Annotated in this window: 3 protein-coding genes; all 3 read right to left on the bottom strand. The window is 69.6% G+C overall.

Annotated features, from left to right (window positions below; genetic code table 11):
• Positions 1–660: response regulator (locus FDZ70_10285; GenBank protein ID TLM66846.1), on the bottom strand; the 660-nt coding region annotated here is incomplete at its 3' end.
• Positions 661–808: 148 nt separating this feature from the next.
• Positions 809–1039, bottom strand: a complete 231-nt coding sequence (locus FDZ70_10280; protein TLM66845.1) for a hypothetical protein — start codon at positions 1037–1039, stop codon at positions 809–811.
• Complete coding sequence (locus tag FDZ70_10275; GenBank protein TLM66844.1) at positions 1032–1502, bottom strand: hypothetical protein; 471 nt, start codon at positions 1500–1502, stop codon at positions 1032–1034. The genes FDZ70_10280 and FDZ70_10275 overlap by 8 nt, the downstream gene beginning before the upstream one ends.
• Positions 1503–1642: the final 140 nt, after the last annotated feature.

Genomic DNA, 1642 nt, shown 5'->3' with positions numbered 1-1642 from the left:
GACCTGCATCAGCCCGAGGCGCCGGTCGACGACCTTGCGCTCGACCGTGCCACCCGTACGCACCGCCTCGACGAGCGGGCAGTTCGCGGGCCGGCCCTGGTCGCCGTGCATCACGTCCTTGCAGCGGACCCCGCAGTCGTGGATGCCCGTGCGCGTGAGGTGGTAGAAGGCCGGGTTCGCCATCACGACGGTGTGCTCCTCGTCGAGCAGCATCGCCGGGTACGGGAACGTGTCGAGCAGGGCCTGCGGACCGAACGAATGCGCCCGCGCCGCACCATCCCCGGCAAGCGTCTCCTCGAGGACCTTGCACACCGCTTCATGCAGCTCGTGCGGCTCGAACGGCTTGCGCAGGAACCCGTCGACTCCCACCTCGGTCGCCGCGGTCTCCACGAGCGGGTCCCGGTCCGCGGTGAGCATGAGCACCGGCATCTCCGCGTGGTCCGGCATGGCGCGGACCTCGCGGACGAGCTCGACCCCGTCCATGCCGGGCATGTGGTAGTCGGTCAGCATCATCGAGAACGAAGCGTCGCGCAGCGCCTCGAGCGCCTCGCGACCGTTCGCCGCCTCGGTGACGGTGAAGCTGTCGGACCCGCTCAGGCTGTACGAGACGAGCATCCGAAGCATGGTCGAGTCATCGACCAACAGGATGTCAGAAGACACAGCGATCCCCCCGGCACGGCTTGTGCGACCCCACGTGCGTCCCAAGAATGATACTGCACGCAGCCGCGCTTCCCTGCTTCAGGATGGTTCAGCCGGACGAACGCGCTCCGTCGGTGACGAACGGCACACCCGCACGACGGGCGGTCCGCTACGCCAGGTCCGCGACCTTCCTCGCCGCTGCCTGGGCGAGATCCCGGCCGACCACGAGCATCAGCGCGTCCTGCAGGTTCGACGAGATGGCCGGCAGGTCGTCGCGCCCGATCGTCTCGACGGTCTTGCCGATGCGCTTGGCCTCCACGTCCACCGACACGGTCGCGAGCACCGTCCCGATCACGGGGCGCAGCGTCTCCTCGATGCGCTGTGCGAGCACGTTAGCCATCCTCGCTGCTGACCGTCTCCTCCGGGGCCGTGCCGGCGGCCGGGGCCATGTCATCAGCGCCGGGGTACGCGCGCACGAAGCGCATCATGGCGCGCCTGACGCCGAAGAAGTACACGCCCATCACGATCATGCTCGCCAGGATCAGCAGGTCGCGCGTGAAGGCGACCTGCTCGGCGTCGAACGTCGGCATGAACAGCTGGACCCAGCCGGCGAGCACCGATGCGGACAGGCAGATCACCGCTACGAGCACGAGGACAAGGTTCTCGCCGAACATCGAGCCCTCGGCGACGCGGCGCAGCGCGAGCACGTCGAGCAGCAGGGCGATGGCCACCGCGAGCGCGATCGCGTCGACGGCCACGCGCGCGGCCGAAGCACCCTGGGTCGGCGACATCGCGAACGCCGCGGCCGGGAACGCCAGCACGAGCGCCGCCGCAAGCGCGAGCATACGTACGATTCGCCTCATCGTCAGCCCTCCCTGACGTCCGTCCACGGTCTTCGCAGCATTGAATCGGCCAACCGACCGCGTTCCATTATGCGCGAGTGCGCCGCGTCACGGTTCGCGCGCCCGGGGCACGGCCGGCGGGCGCCCTAGTCCGCCCCGGG

It is taken from the genome of Actinomycetota bacterium, assembly GCA_005774595.1.
GTDB lineage: Bacteria > Actinomycetota > Coriobacteriia > Anaerosomatales > D1FN1-002 > D1FN1-002.
This window is presented reverse-complemented; position numbering and strand designations above follow the sequence as displayed.

Excerpts from the sequence above, each read along its gene's own strand:
- FDZ70_10275 (TLM66844.1), bottom strand. The coding sequence starts at position 1,502 with ATGAGGCGAATCGTACGTATGCTCGCGCTTGCGGCGGCGCTCGTGCTG.
- FDZ70_10280 (TLM66845.1), bottom strand. The coding sequence starts at position 1,039 with ATGGCTAACGTGCTCGCACAGCGCATCGAGGAGACGCTGCGCCCCGTG.